This is a genomic window from Paucilactobacillus nenjiangensis (genome assembly GCF_005405445.1).
GTDB classification, from domain to species: Bacteria; Bacillota; Bacilli; order Lactobacillales; family Lactobacillaceae; genus Paucilactobacillus; species Paucilactobacillus nenjiangensis.
Window position 1 is genome coordinate 19,288 of sequence record NZ_BJEB01000017.1, and the last position, 16,424, is coordinate 35,711.

The 16,424-nt window shown below is 37.7% G+C and carries 14 protein-coding genes and 1 other annotated feature; of the genes, 2 read left to right on the forward strand and 12 right to left on the reverse strand.

What is annotated here, in order from left to right; translation table 11 throughout:
• Nucleotides 1-40: 40 nt before the first annotated feature.
• From FFM59_RS04005 to FFM59_RS04020, 4 genes are all read right to left on the reverse strand, one after another.
• Entirely contained in the window at nt 41-2,359 is a 2,319-nt protein-coding gene (locus FFM59_RS04005; RefSeq protein WP_137601760.1) for an FtsK/SpoIIIE family DNA translocase, read from the reverse strand.
• Nucleotides 2,360-2,408: 49 nt separating this feature from the next.
• Nucleotides 2,409-2,924 carry a tRNA (cytidine(34)-2'-O)-methyltransferase gene (locus FFM59_RS04010; RefSeq protein ID WP_137601761.1) on the reverse strand — a complete coding sequence of 172 codons (516 nt, stop codon included), beginning with the start codon at nt 2,922-2,924 and terminating at the stop codon, nt 2,409-2,411.
• A 189-nt stretch (nt 2,925-3,113) separates the two neighbouring features.
• Nucleotides 3,114-3,962, reverse strand: a complete 849-nt coding sequence (locus FFM59_RS04015) for a methyltransferase domain-containing protein (protein ID WP_137601762.1) — start codon at nt 3,960-3,962, stop codon at nt 3,114-3,116.
• The gene (locus FFM59_RS04020; RefSeq protein ID WP_137601763.1) at nt 3,959-5,146 is read right to left on the reverse strand and encodes an AI-2E family transporter; all 1,188 of its coding nucleotides are present in this window, start codon (nt 5,144-5,146) and stop codon (nt 3,959-3,961) included. Before FFM59_RS04020 ends, FFM59_RS04015 begins: the two co-directional genes overlap by 4 nt.
• Nucleotides 5,147-5,263: 117 nt before the next feature.
• On the opposite strand from FFM59_RS04020, the gene FFM59_RS04025 reads away from it, so the two are divergent.
• The gene (locus FFM59_RS04025; protein ID WP_137601764.1) at nt 5,264-6,292 is read left to right on the forward strand and encodes a lactonase family protein; all 1,029 of its coding nucleotides are present in this window, start codon (nt 5,264-5,266) and stop codon (nt 6,290-6,292) included.
• Between the two features lie 73 nt (nt 6,293-6,365).
• Here FFM59_RS04025 and FFM59_RS04030 read toward each other — a convergent pair whose 3' ends face one another.
• From FFM59_RS04030 to yjbM, 5 genes are all read right to left on the reverse strand, one after another.
• Entirely contained in the window at nt 6,366-7,751 is a 1,386-nt protein-coding gene (locus FFM59_RS04030; protein ID WP_137601765.1) for an aspartate ammonia-lyase, read from the reverse strand.
• A gap of 329 nt (nt 7,752-8,080) precedes the next feature.
• Nucleotides 8,081-9,430: a magnesium transporter gene (gene mgtE, locus FFM59_RS04035; protein WP_137601766.1), complete on the reverse strand. Its 1,350-nt coding sequence runs from the start codon at nt 9,428-9,430 to the stop codon at nt 8,081-8,083.
• Nucleotides 9,431-9,432: 2 nt separating this feature from the next.
• Nucleotides 9,433-10,320: an RluA family pseudouridine synthase gene (locus tag FFM59_RS04040; RefSeq protein ID WP_371858075.1), complete on the reverse strand. Its 888-nt coding sequence runs from the start codon at nt 10,318-10,320 to the stop codon at nt 9,433-9,435.
• The gene (locus FFM59_RS04045; protein WP_137601767.1) at nt 10,317-11,126 is read right to left on the reverse strand and encodes an NAD kinase; all 810 of its coding nucleotides are present in this window, start codon (nt 11,124-11,126) and stop codon (nt 10,317-10,319) included. Before FFM59_RS04045 ends, FFM59_RS04040 begins: the two co-directional genes overlap by 4 nt.
• 16 nt (nt 11,127-11,142) lie before the next feature.
• Nucleotides 11,143-11,817 (reverse strand): GTP diphosphokinase, encoded by a 675-nt coding sequence (yjbM, locus tag FFM59_RS04050; RefSeq protein WP_170175926.1) that lies wholly within the window; start codon nt 11,815-11,817, stop codon nt 11,143-11,145.
• Nucleotides 11,818-12,061: 244 nt separating this feature from the next.
• Here yjbM and FFM59_RS04055 point away from each other — a divergent pair, with 244 nt between their 5' ends.
• Nucleotides 12,062-12,685, forward strand: coding sequence for a DsbA family protein (locus FFM59_RS04055; protein ID WP_137601768.1), 624 nt, complete (start codon nt 12,062-12,064; stop codon nt 12,683-12,685).
• An 8-nt stretch (nt 12,686-12,693) separates the two neighbouring features.
• Here FFM59_RS04055 and FFM59_RS04060 read toward each other — a convergent pair whose 3' ends face one another.
• From FFM59_RS04060 to FFM59_RS04070, 3 genes are all read right to left on the reverse strand, one after another.
• Nucleotides 12,694-13,740, reverse strand: a complete 1,047-nt coding sequence (locus tag FFM59_RS04060; protein ID WP_137601769.1) for a competence protein CoiA — start codon at nt 13,738-13,740, stop codon at nt 12,694-12,696.
• A gap of 77 nt (nt 13,741-13,817) precedes the next feature.
• Nucleotides 13,818-15,092, reverse strand: coding sequence for an O-acetylhomoserine aminocarboxypropyltransferase/cysteine synthase family protein (locus tag FFM59_RS04065; protein ID WP_137601770.1), 1,275 nt, complete (start codon nt 15,090-15,092; stop codon nt 13,818-13,820).
• Nucleotides 15,093-15,116: 24 nt separating this feature from the next.
• A complete protein-coding gene (locus tag FFM59_RS04070) occupies nt 15,117-15,962 on the reverse strand; it encodes a homoserine O-succinyltransferase (protein WP_137601771.1) in 846 nt (281 codons plus the stop codon).
• Nucleotides 15,963-16,030: 68 nt separating this feature from the next.
• Nucleotides 16,031-16,274: a binding site (T-box leader), on the reverse strand.
• Nucleotides 16,275-16,424 lie beyond the last annotated feature (150 nt).

Consider the following 16,424-nt stretch of genomic DNA (forward strand, 5'->3'; position numbering starts at 1 on the left):
AGAAGTTCAACGATGTTGAACTTCTTTTTTTTGACTCAATTTAGTTTTCGTCTGATACATCATCAGCTGGTTGTTTATAAACCTGTCGAGGCTTTGATCCCTCGGAAGGTCCAATTATTCCTCGCTGTTCCATATCGTCTACCATTCGTGCTGCACGGTTATAACCAATCCTAAATCGCCGTTGAATTAACGACGTTGAGGCTTTTTGTTGGTCAACAACAAAGTCCACCGCATCGTTAAACAACTCATCAGTATCATCGTCAACATCATTAACTTCGACTTCTTCATCTTTAACAACCATCGTTTCATCATATTGAGCCGGTTGTTCGACCTTAATAAAATCAACGACTGATTCCACATCAGTATCAGAAATAAATGCTCCTTGAACACGAACTGGCTTATTTTGATCAATTGGCATAAATAACATATCACCACGACCTAATAATTTTTCAGCCCCATTACTATCCAAAATGGTTCTTGAATCAATCCCACTTGAAACAGCAAAAGCAATTCGAGAAGGTACGTTAGCTTTAATCAAACCAGTAATAACATCAACTGATGGTCTCTGGGTTGCCAAAATCATGTGAATTCCAGCTGCACGCCCCATTTGTGCGATACGAACGATTGAATCTTCAACATCGTTTGAAACAGTCATCATCAAATCAGCCAATTCATCAACAACCACCAAAATTAATGGTAAATATGCTTGATTTTCATTCTTTTCAGAATTTGAATCACGAACCATTTTGTTATAACCACCAATATTGCGGACGCCAAAGCCTGAAAATAGTTCATACCGACGTTGCATTTCATCAACAACCTTAGCTAATGCTTTAGAGGCACGTTTAGGTTCAGATACAACTGGACTTAGTAAATGTGGAATACCATTGTACACACTCAATTCAACTTTTTTTGGATCAATCATTAAGAATTTAACTTCATGTGGTTTGGCTTTCAACAAGATACTTGTAATAATACCGTTGATGGCAACTGATTTACCACTACCTGTGGCACCGGCAATTAACAAATGTGGCATCTTAGTTAAATCTGCCATCATTACTTGACCAGTTACACTACGACCCAATGGTACTTCTAACACTTTGTCATTTTTCGGCATTGCTTCAATCATATCTCTAAATCCGACTGTCGCAATTTGTCGATTAGGTACTTCAATTCCAATTAGCGATTTACCTGGTATTGGTGCTTCGATACGAATATCTTTTGCTGCTAAAGCCAAAGCTAAATCGTCTGCCAAATGAACAATCCGGCTAACCTTGACTCCGACTGCTGGATGCAACTCATACTTGGTCACTGAGGGCCCTAAATTAACATTTTCGACTTGTACTTCAACCCCAAACGAAGCTAAGGTTTCAGTTAACTTTTTGGTATTCTCTTGAATTGACTTCAACTCAGCACTTTGATCAGTTGCGTCAACCTTGGTTAAGAGAGTTGTTGGAGGTAATTGATAATCCTCATTTTCACTTTCTTGTGCTGGTTGCAAACTAACTTCTTCATCGGTTGATTTCGTTTTATTTTCATTAGTTGCCCGATGGCTGGCAACGGTAATATTAGGACCTTTTGGCGCAGCTGATTCCTCAGTTTTCTTAGGCATTTCAACCGCTTCTGGTTCGAAGAAATCTTGAACCACGCTTGGCTTTTCCTTAACTGGAGTCGGTAAATTCTTTTCTTGCTTTTTAGGCAAATTCTTAGAAGCAGGTTTTTCTTTAGGCTTTGCATCGTGCATTTCTTTTTGTTCCTTAGCCCATTGTGCAGATTGTTTAGCAGTGTCGCCTACGTGTCCTAGTAACTTGGCAACCGGAATGTTAAAGGCCATCACAGCACCAATGACAATTAATAATCCTGCCACCAAAACAGTGCCCAAATTTGCAATCAAATAGTAAGAGGCAGTGTACAAATAAGCACCAATCATCCCCCCACCTACAGGCATCGTCAAACTACCTTGAACAATATCTTCATTTAAACTATTCCATGTTAATTCGACAAAATCGTTGTGTAGATTCAATTGATTGAACATCATCACATGCATTATTGCTAAGACACCAATGTATGCAATCAGGACACCTATCACAATTCTCGCTTTAAACTTTGGCCAACGTCCTGTAAAAGCTTTATAGATTCCATAAACTACAAAGATACCTAAAATAACTTGATAACTTTGACCAACCGCGATTCTCACAAGATTAGCAATGAAAGTTCCCACAACACCTAAATTAAAGAACCCAAATAAAGCAATCAGAACCAAAATAATTCCTTGCAAATTATTCAGCGCTGCATCGTATTTTTTTGAGCTTTTTTTTCTAGGTTTTTTTGTACTTGTTTTTTTACGCTTTGTTGCCAATGAAACTCCCTCATCTCATGTATTATTCGAACTATTTCAGTTTAACACATTATTTTAACTTATCATTTTGGTATTCATGAACTCGTTCTAGTCCATTAAATTGTTGTTGTCGTAAAGCTTCATAAATGACAATCGCTGCACTGTTTGATAAATTAAGTGCTCGAATTTTAGTATCGTCTTGTGGAATACGAATCGCATTTTCTGGATATTGACGCATAAATGCTTCCGGTAGCCCTGTGGTTTCTTTACCAAAGAGAAAATAATTATCTTGAGTGTCTGAATCCGTGTAGTCTGGCATTGAATAATCACGACTCGCAAACTTAGACACAATAAATAAACGTTTGATATCAGGAATACTGTCAATAAAGGCTGGTAAATTGTCATGATAAGTGATGTCAACCTTATCCCAATAATCTAATCCAGCTCGTTTCATATGTTTGTCGTCCACCGAAAATCCAAGTGGCTTAATTAAGTGAAGATGGGTATCAGTTCCTGCACAGGTACGTGCAATATTACCAGTGTTAGCAGGCATTAGCGGTTCAAAAAGTGCAATATGATTCGTCAAGGTAATTCTCCATTCAATAATATAAATTAGGACATAAAAAAAAGCAGGGTCTCGGTGTGGGCACGGCGAAACGCTACTTTAATGCAGTTCATTCGGCTAGCTAATCGTGATAAAATCAAAGTCAACTACCAAAAGATTGTTAAATAAAATTTACCACTTACTTAAACATAATGCAAACTATTCTTAAGCCTACTCTGCTTTAGCAATTAATAAAGTAACATCTACTGTAATTTTTGTAAGATTTAATAAGTCATCATCCGTGAGCTTAATGGCATCTTTTCCCCAATGTAACGGAGTCATTTCGACCATTTGAGCACGCAGGTTAACGGGTAATTCAAATTCATAAGTCACCTGTTTCGTAGTTGTATCTGGAAAGTTCTTTTTAAATAATTCGACTACGGCAGCATTACTATAAGTTTGATGTTGCCCACTCGGATATAGCATTTGCCGAAGTTCCATTAAATAATTGGCATTTGGAATAACTTTGATTAACGTCCCACCAGGCTTTAAAACTCTTTTAAATTCATTATAATCAGATGGTGAAAAAATTTCCAAAACTGTATCAAACGTTGAATTATTAAATGGTAATTGTCTTAAATCTGCCGCACAAAACCATGCGTTTGTTTCCAGCTGAGTTGCTAATCCAATTCCATCTTTAGAAATATCAAAACCAATCGCAACATCTTGCTGATTTCGCAATTCTTCGAGATATTTCAACGGTGTTCCTTCTCCACAGCCAACGTCTAAAATGGTGGCTGGTGTGGATTGTAAGTGTGTCGCAATTTCATCGACGATTGGTGAAAACAAACCTTGATTCAATAATTCACGTCGGGACGCCAGCATCTCTCGATCATATTCGCCATTGATTGCACGTAACAAAAAGTATAAATAACCCTGTTTGTTAAAATCAATTCGATGCCCCTCAGGACACACTAAACTATTTTCTTCAATACTACTGGCCGGTTGCTGACAGATTGGACATCTAAACAAATCCAAATGTTGTGCGACAAATTGCTTACCAAGTTCTATTTTTTTCAAATTTGTTGATCCTCGTCCTTTAAAGTATCTGTTTCTTTAGTTTCATATAATGGAGAATTAAGCTGATACCATTCAAATAAATGGCTGATCAGTACTTTTAACACGGCATATCCTGGAATACCAAAAATAACACCAAGCACCCCAAACATTTTACCCGCTGCGAGTAAGACAACGATAATCGTCACTGGATGAATTTTCAAGTTACTACCTAGAATTAGTGGCGATAGAACCCGACCTTCAATGGTCTGCTCAATCACAAATACAATGAATACTTTGACAAGCATCCACGGTGAAATGAACGCCCCCACCAACACAGCAGGCACCATTGCTAAAAAGGACCCTAAATAAGGAATCATATTTAAAATCCCAGCAATAATCCCGATAGTAAGCGCGTATTTTAGGCCAATCGTTAGATATCCCAACCAAAACATAATTCCAACAAAAAAAGCGACCGTTAATTGTCCACGAACATAATTACTAATTTGAGTATTAATCTCAGTTAAAACCAAGAAAAACGATTTTCGTCCCTTATCCGGAACAAATTTTGCCATATAATGTGGTAAATTTTTTCCATCCCGTAGTAAGTAAAATAGGATAAATGGCATGGTGATAATGGCAACCACAATCGTCGTAATAGTCCCAACCACATCTCCAAGAGAATTAACCGTTGTTTTCAAATAGCTGCTAGATTTAGCCGACAATTCATCCCCGGCCGTTTTGGTCCAATGTTCCACTTGATCAGAAAACTGATTGAACAATGGATGCTTCATGGCACCATTAATATCCCGGCTGATGTGGTCGATATAAGCGGGAATTGACGTAATCATGCTTTGAATTTGTTGATTAATCACCGGAATAAGTGTCCAAAGTCCCCAAACAATGAGACCAATCAGAATCAAAAATACAAATGAAATCGTCAAAGTACGATTAATTTTGAATCTGCGTTCCCAACTATCGACCAGTGGATTCAGCAAATAATAAAAGACGCCAGCTAGCACAATTGGCAACCCAACAATACTCAAAAAATCTTTAATGGGATTAAACAACCAGGATACTTTACTGCCAACCAAAAAAATCAACAAAACTAATAAAATGACCACTAACGCACTGACAATTTGACTACGTTTGATGATATTCAAAATCGAATGTACTTTTTTATTACTCTCGTTACCGCTTGCTTTCATCGCACCATCAACTCCCTTTATCAAATTAATTTTAACATATTTAGTAATATCTTAGTATTGATTACCCAGAACCATTATAATAGACTATGTTCATACATTAACAAAGGAGCATTTAACATGAAAGAAACTTTTATCATTGGTACATACACAAAAAAGACCAGTAAAGGAATTTACACTGTTGAGCTTGATACTAACAGCAAAACACTTTCAGAACCAAAGTTTATCATTGAAGCGTCTAATCCAACTTATTTGGCAATTTCAAAGTCACACCACCTCTTCTCCGTCATTAAAGAAGATGATGAAGGTGGTGTCGGTTCATTTGATTTAAATGACAATTCATTTGCCGCTGCAGACAAAGTTTTGGCTGATGGCGCACCACCTGCATATGTTGGGATTGACGAAGCCCGTCAACTTGTTTTTAGTGGTAATTATCATTTAGCAACTGTAGATGTGATGAAAACCAATAATGACGGTTCATTAACGCTCACCGATTCAGTCACACATCAAGGTGTTACTGGGCCAGCTCCTGAACAAAATACACCTCATGTCCATTATTGTGACTTAACCCCTGATCAACGGCTAGTAGTTTGTGATCTCGGAATGGACTTAGTTGTGGTTTATGACGTTTCAGATGATGGCAAACTAACTGCAGTATCGCAATACCACAGCGAACCAGGTTTTGGTTCACGTCACATTGTTTTCCACCACAATGGTAAATTTGCTTATCTAATGGGTGAACTCAGTAGCCAAGTTGAAGTACTCTCATATAACTCTACTTCAGCCGAATTTACGCACGTGCAAACTATAAAAACCATCCCATCAGATTGGACTGCCCATAACGGTGCGGCAGCCATCCACATTTCTTCTGACGGTCGTTTCCTTTACAATTCAAATCGTGGTCAAAATACCATTGCTGTATTTGAAATTGGTTCAGATTTTAAATTAACTCACTTACAATCAATTTCAACTGAAGGCGATTTTCCTCGTGATTTTGAACTCGACCAAACTGAGGACTTTTTGATTGTTGCTAATCAAAACACTGACAATCTCACCCTGTATTCTCGTGATAAAGACACGGGATTACTAACCTTAAATCAAAAAGATGTTCACTGTCCTGAAGGCGTTTGTGTCAAAGTGGTTCACTAACAATTAATACTCAAAAAGCAGTTCTCATTATCATTTGAGAACTGCCTTTTTTATACTTCTTATGATGATTTAATTACTTCGCCATTGCTTTAACGGCAATTCGCTCATTAACTAAGCTATCAGCCTTAAATAACTCATCTACCAAGCTTGCATTTAACAAGCCCGAATCTTTAACCAATTCTTTGACAGATTTGTTTTCTCGCGTTGCTTGTTTGACGATTTCTGTAGTTTTCACGTATCCCAGATACGGAGTTAAGATAGTAGCGGTGACCGCTGAATATTCTACTTCTTTAGCGCAAGCTGCTTCATTCACCATGATGTCTGAAACACAATTATCGTTTAAGGTTGTCAGTGCATTGGTCAGGAATTCCTCGTCCTTTAAGATGTTTTTGAAGATAATAGGTTCGAAAGCATTGAGTTCCATTTGACCTGCTTCGGCTGCCATTGTGACAGTCACATCATCCCCAATCACTTCAAATGACACCTGGTTAACAACTTCTGGAATGACCGGGTTGATTTTACCGGGCATAATAGAGGATCCTGCCTGTTTAGCCGGTAAAATTAATTCTGCCAATCCAGCTTGTGGCCCACTTGATAGCAATCGTAAATCATTCGAAAATTTAGACATATCTACTGCAAGTGCCTTGAGAGCACCTGAAAAAATGACATATGCATCACAATTTTGGGTACAATCAATCAAATCCTCTGCTTGTTTCAATCCCAATTTAGCCGTTCCTTCCAATGTACGCACGACATTGTCTTGATAATATGGCGTTGCATTGATTCCTGTACCAATGGCCGTGCCACCCAAGTTAACTTCCTTCAAACTGTTGGATGCCATTTCGATGCGTTTAATGTCGCGACGAAACATTGAATAGTAACCATGGAATGTTTTTCCGAAGGTGGTGGGAACTGCATCTTGCAACTGAGTTCTCCCGACTTTGATCGTATCTTGATACTCACCGGCCAAATCTAATAACGTTTTAGTGAGTCGATTTAAACTGGCCATTAATGATGGTATGCTGCGGAGCATTGCCATTTTGCCGGCCGTGGGAAATGTATCATTAGTTGACTGAGCCAAGTTTACATCATCGTTGGGATGGATTTTAACGCCGCTATTTCTAGTGGCTAAGTTAGCGATTACTTCATTGACATTCATGTTGGCAGAAGTTCCTGCTCCGCCTTGAATTGCCGGCACGATGAACTCTGCGTTGTAGCTACCAAATAACAACTCATTACAAGCATTGATAATAGCCTTTGCTTTATTTTCAGGCAATGCTCCAGCAGCCAAATTTGTTTGTGCTGCGGCCCGTTTGATTTGAATTAAGCTTTGAATAAGTAGTGGATGCAACTTTTCAGAACTGATTTGAAAATTCTCTGCGGCACGCGCAGCGTGTACTCCGTATAAAGCGTCATCTGGTATTTCTTTTGTTCCAATACAATCCTCATCAATTCTCATAGTTTCCCTCCGTGTTATATAAGCTAACATCTAACACTGGAAAGTATACCAATTATTATTTTTAAGTCAACTCTGCTTCTGACAATTTAACTTGATTTACATTCAATTAAATTCATAAACTTAATATTTTAAAGCATAAAGTCGTTGTAACTTACTATAGCAAAACGAAATCAAGGCAATACTTTTGAATATTTAAATATTAACGAATGTTATATTTTATAACATAACTAACTTTTTCAATTTAGTTTTGACCCTATCCAATTAAAAAAGCATGACCGCAACTTGATGATTTTATCCAAACGGATAAGAAGAATCAATCACTGTCATGCTTACATAATCGAATTAATAAAAATTTGTGCCACGGAAAAATAAATTAAGACAGACGTTAAATCGGATAATGTTGAGATGAACGGTCCACTAGCCACCGCAGGATCAACGCCAATTTTATCCATCAAAATTGGAATTAAACTGCCTGCTAAGTTAGCGACGGTAATCGCTGCTGCCATCGATATGCCAACGACCATTCCCAATGCCAAACTATGTTTCCACAATTCAACAATAATAGTAATCGAAATGGCCGCAAACACCCCGATAATAATGCCTGTAATAACTTCATTACGAATTATTTTCCAAATTTTATGGTAATTTTGTACTGAAATCTTACGCACAGCAATTGCCAAGCTTTGCGTGCCTGCGTTACCCGCCGTGCCAGTAATCAATGAGATAAAGACTGCTAAAATACTGGCTTGGCTCACCAAACTATCGAAATGGTTAATTAAGCTGGCTGTAGACATTCCTAATACTAGTAAAGTCAATAACCAGGGCATCCTATGTAATGCCGAAATCCAGGGTGACTGTTCGTCACCATCAACTTTGACCCCGGCTAATCCCGAGTAGTCTTCAGTTGATTCTTCATCCATGACGTCAATAATATCATCAACCGTAATAATTCCTAACAAATGGTCTGTTGTATTTACGACTGGTACTGCGAGGAAATTGTACTCTTTAACTCTTTGCGCAACAATTTCTTGATCATCTTCAACGAGCACCTTAAACACATTGGTTTTCATGAATTGTTTCACGGTTAAGGAATCGTCATTCATGATTAACTCACGTAAGGTGACTACCCCCACTAGCACTTCAGTTTCATCTTCAACGTAAACATAATAAATAATCTCCGCTTGACTGGCCCTCTTACGAACTATCTCCATCACTGAGGCAACTGTCTCATTTTGGTTCACAGAAATATATTCCGTCGTCATAATGGCCCCAGCTGTACGTTCATGATAATTCAGTAATTCTCGGACTTCTTGGATTTGTTCTTTAGGCAATAAATTCAAGTAAGTCGCCAAATCAGAACGACTCATTCGTCCCAATAAATCCGCCAGATTATCCATGTACATATCTGACAAGATGGCTGATGCTAACCGTGGCGTCATTTCTTTCAAAAATCGAATTGTTTCCATTTCTTCCACTTCAAGAGCATCGAAGATTTTACCTAATTCTTCAATTGTCAAAAAGCGATTGATTACTTCTCGCTCATCAGGTTGTACATTCGCATAAATGACTGTTTGATCAAACCGCAACAAATTTAAAAAGACGGCTCGGAACGCTTTTTCACCGAGCGTATTAAGTGCAGCCTCAACTTCGTTAAATTTACGCTTATCAAAATCATCCATGCTTACACCTTCTTCATCAAAAATGCTTTCATATCATCAGCCAACTCACACGTTAATTCAATATATTGATTTTTAAATGGGCTAAAAAATTTTACATAATAACAATGCAGTGCCTGTCGCTCCAATCCAGTTGGCCCTTCATACATCTGGTCACCAATCAGCGGATGTCCCAAAAAGTTAAAATGCACTCTGATTTGATGGGTTCTTCCAGTATGTAACATCACATCCACCAGAGTTGCGTCCGTAAATCGTTGCTTAACCCAATACTCGGTTGTTGCATATTTACCGTTCGTTCCAACTTGCCGTTTCACAAATGAATCTGGGTCACGCTCTAATGCTGCTTCAATTAGACCATGATTAGCTGGTATGACTCCTGAAGTAATTGCTTGATATTTTTTTACTACTCGGTGTTGTTTCAACTGTTGATCAATGACGGCATGGGCAAATCTGTGTTTGGGGAAAATGACAATTCCACTCGTGTCCTTGTCCAGTCTGGTAGCAACATGGGTAACTTGATCTGGGTAATTCATCCGCTGATAATAGCCCTTCACGCGATTTACCAAACTATCTGCAGTCACAACATGATGCGCAGGAACAGTCGCAACCCCAGCTGGCTTATTCAAGATTAAATAATCATCATCCTCATAAATAATATCAATAGGTGCACTACAGCTGTCAACTCGGTCAGTAGCTTCTTCATTGGGCAGAACCAACGTAACTGTATCACCAGTATGCATTAGATTAACAGTCCAGACGTGGTCACCATTTAACAAAATATCGCCGCCATGGTATTTGGCGACGACTAACAGTGACCTAGTAACTCCATTCATGCCTAAAAATGTTCTAACTTTAATTGGTACTTCATCATGATACGTCCAAGCAAATCTCACTTAATTCCTCCAATAAACGCCTCGTCAACACGCTTCCAGAAACTAGTATGACGATATCTTGCAAATGAAATTTCATGAGGCGAAATTTCATAATGAATTTTGGCAATCTTTTTCTTATTATCCATGTCATGTGCTTGTAAATTATCAGCACTGACAATTAACTGTTCATCGGTGTTCAACACTAAGTCTAAATATTGATCCTTACCAACAATGATTGGAGACCCTAGAGTTCTAAATACTCGATTATTAATCGAGGCAATTTCACCCAGTTGTAATCCAACTAAACTAGGATCAATGACTGCCCCACCTACTGACTTGTTATAACCCGTTGAGCCCGTCGGCGTCGAGACACATAATCCGTCGCCTCGAAATCTTTCAAACAATTCGCCTTTGATGTAAATATCGCATACCATCGTATTTTCAATTTTCTTAACAGTAGATTCATTCAGTGCCGTAAAGTTATCAACACTGCCATCTTGATAAATAATATCCACACATACCAATGGATAGCTAACCTTTTGGCCATTATCACTAGCTAGCCCATCAACCATCTGTCCGACTTCAAAATCGCGCCAGTCGGTATAAAAGCCTAGATGTCCCGTATGGACTCCAACAAACCTAACATCATCAATTTGATGCGCATAATGATGGAATGCGGACAGCAAGGTCCCATCACCACCAACTGTAATGACAACTTCTGGGTTATCATCGTCAACTTCAATGTTAGTCTTATTTATTTCTTTCATGATTAAATCTGAAACTCGATTTGAATCTTCTGTATGATTACTGTAAATAGAAACCTTCATAATTTACCTCTGTTTTTTAAGGTGTATCATCTGTCCGTTCTTGATCTTGATTTTCATATTTAGACCATACATCTTTTTTGCCGTACGAAAATAGGTTTTGCGCTTCTTGAATTTCTTCTCTAATTTCAGACATTTCAGTATCCAATTTAAATGCCGCTTCACCAGCACGCTGAAGCCGATCACTTAATTCTTCAGGAAAATCATCTTGATATTTATAATTAAGGGAATGTTCAATTGTTGCCCAAAAATTCATAGCCAAAGTCCTGACTTGAATTTCCACTAATAACTTTTTTTCACCTGTCACTAAATAGACCGGATACTCAACAACAAGATGGTAAGACCGATATCCACTACTCTTGGCATTAGTAATATAGTCACGTTCCTCAAGAATCGTCATATCAGTCCGTTTACGCAATAGGTCAACTACTTGATAGATATCCTCTACAAATTGACACATAATTCGTAAGCCGGCAATATCTTGCAAATCTTGTTCTAAACGATCTTCTTCGACATGGCGTCTAACCATTTTTTCTTTAATACTATCGACTGGCTTAACTCGACCAGTGACAAACTCAATTGGAGCATGTTGATTTAAATCTTGAAATTGTTTTCGCATTCCCCGAAATTTAACTTTTAATTCATCAACTGCTTGTTGGTATGGCAGTAAAAAATGCTTCCAATCTTCGATCATCTTGCTCGCCTCCCGCTCAATATCTTGTTTCATTTTATCATACTTTGTGCATTTATTAATTAATAACTCCTAGGTTTTATCCTAATCTCCCTTGACATTAATACGATTTTTTGGAAAAATTAAAAATGATGATTTGTACGGACAACTTTAAGTCGTTTTAATTGAATTCTGCATCAAATTATCTTAAAGTAGTTGAAGTAAAAGGATATACATAGTTAATTATCGATAAAAAGGAGGAGCCATTTTGTTCGAAATCCATTTATTCGTCAATCCGCTTGATTCACAATGCATGCAATGTGAACAAGACGCTTTGAAATTCAAGCAAAATCTCAATGGTCACGTAAGAATTCAATTTCTGCCATTGGTTAACATGCAAACTGTTACAAATACAATTAAACAATTAAATCTTGACCCACATAATTTACCATTAAGAAATCGCATCACCCAGCATCTACTTGATGTCGCACTAGATTATAAGGCTGCTTCATTCCAGGGCCGAAAAAAAGGGCGCTCATTTTTATTTGAAATGCAAGACGCCATTATGGAACAAGGGCAACAATATTCTTCATCAATGAGTATTCAAATAGCTCGTGAACTTGGACTAGATGCAGAGATGTTCTCCGAAGATCGTGCTTCCAAGCTTGCAAAGAATTCCTTCAAGGACGACCAAAAGTTAGCTCAAGAGATGGGCGTAACTGATGAATCTTCAGCTGTAGTCTTCAATTCAACCATTGAACAAGATGGTATTTTAATTCCTAATTTTAGTTATAAATCACTAACTGAAGTCTGCTCAACCAAATTAGATTCAGTCGATCACTTCGTAGCTAACCTGAAAGAAAAGCAACATCCATCATTACACATCATTTAGTGCTACTTTCAACGTTCCCGTTTGGGAACGTTTTTTATTTGGGTTAATTTCTCAATCTCTGATTGAAACCAAACTGGATATTTTACTAAGGTAATTTGTTGATTATCTTTTTGTATAATTTCTCCCTTAATCAACTTCTGACTAAATTCCTTTAATGTCTGAAGTCGCAACTGTTCAATATTGAGAACACAACAATAATCCAACCACCGACCAGCGGACAAGCTTTGTAACCACTCCAACCATTCTTTTCGGTCCCAAGAATAACCGATGGGCAACCGTTCAATTGCTAATAACACTTCAACTTGAAAAAAAGAACGTTTAACAGTCATAATTGGCCAGGCGGATTCTTGAAAATGAGCGATTAAAGGCATCAACCGCAAGTCATGATGATTCAAATAACATTGCTCTGCAATTTGCATCAGATCAACCGATTTAGCACGCAACTTTTGACTAATCTTTTCAATCTGCTGGCTTAAAACATCCCGACGAGAAAGCTGTTTGGAGCATAATTCAAAATGACAAAATTCATAATTATATTCAAATAAAGCAGTCTCAGTATTCCAAAATAAAATACAAAATCGTTTCTGAAACAGTTGAGTAAATTGCGCGACTTTCTCATCTGTCAATTTATGCCGGTACGGTTTTCCTAACGCCCAAATCACTTCAATATTTAATTGGCGGTACCCTTGATTACGCTCTGTTAATCTTCGACATGATATCGGACTACATTGAAACTCAATGGCAATTCTTCGTCCATTAACTTCAATCAATATATCTGGCCGCTGTTTTATTTCAGATAAATAAACTTCATAGCGGGGTTGATATCCATTTAAGTTTGCCCATTGAAAAATTTGTTTTTTCCCTAATAAATGCTCCTCTGTTTCCCCTTCACTGCTTGCACATTCACTACCCTTTTGATGTGCAAAATAGGGTAATTTAATGGCCCCACATTTGAAAATAACGACCGACCCACATGCTGGACAAATATATTTTTGTTGCCGATCAATTTTTTTGTCGGCAATCACTATCTTGCCGTTTAACTTAGCTGCTATCATTTCATCACCTATAAGTTAAATACGTAAAAAAGTCCAAAAAAATAGAAACTAATTAAAATAGTTTCCATTTCTAAACCTTAAATTTGATCTAGTGCTTGTTTCAAATCATCAATTAGGTCATCCGCATTTTCAATCCCAACTGAAATTCTAATCAAATCTGGAGTAATTCCCGCCTCTTTCAATTCGGCTTCGTTTAGCTGCGCATGTGTCGTTGAAGCTGGATGGATGATTAATGAATGTGTATCCCCAACGTTAGCTAATAATGAGAATAATTCTGTTTTTTCAATGAGTTGTTTACCTGCTTTTTCACCGCCAGTTAAGCCAAGGGTGAAGATTGAGCCAACTCCTTTTTCGAAATACTTATCTGCTAATGGCTTGTATTTGCTGTCGCCTAATTCAGGATAATTAATCCAGGCTACCTTAGGATTATTATTTAAGAAGTCGACAATTTTACGAGTGTTTTCAACATGGCGTTCAACCCGCAACGAGAGGCTTTCAAGTCCTTGAATAAATAGGAACGAGTTAAATGGACTGATAGCAGCCCCAGTATCTCGTAAGACTTGTGCTCGAACCTTGGTGGTAAATGCTCCTCCACCTAACGTGCTCCAAACTAAGCCATTGTACTGGGCATCTGGTTCTGTAAAGCCAGGGTACCGACCATTAGTAAAATCAAATTTACCATTTTCAACAATCACCCCACCCATTGAAGTTCCGTGACCGCCAATAAACTTAGTGGCTGAATGAACCACAACATCGGCTCCAAAGTCTAATGGACGAGTCAAGTATGGTGTGCCAAAGGTATTATCGACAATCAAGATGAGATTATTGTCATGAGCGATTTTAGCAATTGCTTCAAAATCAACTAAATTGATTCCCGGATTGCCAATACTTTCAACGTACAAAGCTTTAGTGTGTTCGTTAATTTTAGTCGCAAAATTTTGAGGATCATCTGGGTCAACAAAACGAGTGGTGATTCCTAACTTCTTCAAAGTCACACTAAACAAATCATATGTTCCACCGTAGATAGTACTTGCAGATACAAGTTCATCGCCAGCGTCAGCAACATTCAAAATTGCAGCCGTGATTGCAGCTGAACCAGTTGCCAAAGCAACTGCCGAAGTTCCATTTTCAAGAGCCGCCACACGAGCTTCAAAAACAGACGTGGTTGGATTTGTTAAACGAGTATAAATATTACCCGCATCAGTCAATGCAAAACGTCCTGCGGCTTGTTCTGCGTCTTTAAAGACATATGAGGTTGTTTGATAAATGGGAACTGCTCGTGCTCCTGTTTCGTCAACTGTTTGTCCTGCCGTTACTTGTAATGTTTCAAAATGTAATTGTTTTTCTGTCATAAGTTAAATCTCCCTTTTTTATTGTTATTTTATTTGGTTTAACCAATTAGCAAATAATTTAACTCCATCTGCGTGCCAATAATTTTTGACATCACTGGTTGGATTGTTTTGCTTAAAATAGTTATCTGGAACATGTGGTTCTAAGCCAGCATCGACATCCCTAAAATACTCATTGTATAACGTCCCAGTACTATATTCTGGATGCCCCGTGATAAAGGTACTCCGGTGATCTTTCGTGACTATAATTTGGGGGCCGGTAATTTTAGAAGTAGTTAAGACAGTTAAATCATCTTGTTGCAAGATATCTTCATCATCCAGTGTGGTATGACGTGAATGTGGCAAATAAAAAGTGTCACCAAATCCATCAAGCAGAGGATCAATTAACTGACTGTGATGCGGGAAAATACCTGAAATTTTATCATCGACATTATGTTTTTGAATTCCGTAATCCGCATATAAGGCAGCTTGGCTTGCCCAGCAAAAATAAATTGACTGTGTTACATGTGTCCTTGACCATTCGAGTAATTGTTTAAATTCTTCCCAGTAATCAACTTCTTCAAATTCCATACATTCTACTGGCGCACCCGTTACCAGCAAACCATCATAGTATTCATCTTTAATATCGTCGATAGTTACATAGGTTTCTTGTAAATGATCAAGTACATCAGATTTAAAATGATGCGATTTTGGATATAAAAATGTGAAATTAATTGACTTGGAATAACCGGAACACAAATTCAAAATCTGACTTTCCGTTTCCAATTTATTAGGCATGATATTCAAAACCAATAAATTAATTGTGTCTGTACTATATTGATTGGGTTGGCTCAACTTAAATTGCTTATGTTTAATAGCTTGTAATCCAGTCATAATTATCACCTCCTGGAGTTATTTAAAAATAAAAAAAATACCTTCGTTCACCAAATGCAAATAAAGCATTTAGGGACGAAGGTATTCGCGGTACCACCCATGTTTGCATGAGTTTCACAACTCATGCCTCAAAAGTACATCAAATAGTGACTATACTCCGCATTTTATCGTGTGCAAACGGATCATCAGCATCAAGACACCGACTCACTGGCTCCAAGATCATCTTCAAGTCAAGCTAACACCATTCCATTTCACCAACCGGAACTCTCTGTATTCGTTAGATAACTTTACTCTTCTTTTCTTTGCCATTTAGTTTTAATCTGTTTTTAATAATAACATCAAAATTGATAAAGTCAACAAAAAAAACCAATTACATCAAAAAATGGGTTCTACAATATTTGGTACTGATAGAGATTCACTTTGTGAATTTATACTGGTGCCATTTTCTATTATCAAGTAAAA